This is a genomic window from Segeticoccus rhizosphaerae (assembly GCF_009192725.1).
Taxonomy (GTDB): Bacteria; Actinomycetota; Actinomycetes; order Actinomycetales; family Dermatophilaceae; genus Segeticoccus; species Segeticoccus rhizosphaerae.
In genome coordinates this window covers 1-781 of sequence record NZ_VOHR01000640.1, presented here as the reverse complement: position 1 = coordinate 781, position 781 = coordinate 1, and the positions used below count along the sequence as shown (strand labels likewise).

General features: G+C 73.4%; 1 protein-coding gene. It reads right to left on the bottom strand.

What is annotated here, in order from left to right; all coding sequences use genetic code 11:
- The coding region (locus FRW57_RS22265) for a proton-conducting transporter transmembrane domain-containing protein (RefSeq protein ID WP_275263262.1) at positions 1–781 on the bottom strand (781 nt) is incomplete at both ends.

The following is a 781-nucleotide window of genomic DNA, read 5'->3' as shown; positions in this document are numbered from 1 at the left end:
TCTAGCCCCAGCGAGACGCCCAGCAGCGGGTGCCCGCGCAGCAGGCCGCGGTATGCCGTGAGCTGACGTGCGCGCGCCAGTCCCCACACGTGCGCGAGCGCGGCCACCACGGCGAAGGCGAGCACCGTCGCGAGGACATAGGCCAGCAGGTAGCCCGATGACGCGGTCACCGCCAGCGGCGACACCACGGCGAGCGGCATGACCACCCAACCGGCCTGGGCGACCGTCGACCAGGCGAGCAGCCGGACCACGTCGTCCTGACGCAGCGCCATGACGTTGCCGAGTGTCATCGACAGGGCCGCGACGATGGCGATGGCGGTCAGCGCCGGAGCGCCCAGCACGGTGACCGCCCGGACGACCACGAGCAGCGCCGCGAGTGCGGCAACCTTGGAGGTGGCCGCCAGGAACGCCGCGATCGGCACCGGCGCACCGACATACGCCTCGGGGGTCCAGGCGTGGAAGGGCACGAGGGACAGCTTGAACCCGACGCCCGCGACGAAGAGCACGACCGCCAGCACGAGGATCGCGTGGGTCGCGGGCGTTCCTGCTGCCGCGAGGGCGGCGTCGGTGTCGAGGAAGGCGCTGCCGGTGGCGGTGAACCACAGCGCTGCGGCCAGGGCGAGGAAGGCGAACGACACGAGCGAGGTGATCAGCAGCGAGACCGCACCGTCGACCGCCCGGGCCAGACCGCGCAGGGCGACGAGCGCCACGACCGGCAGCGTGGCCAGCTCGAGCGCAACCAGCCAGGAGCCGAGGTCGCGCGCCCCGGCGATGGCGGTGG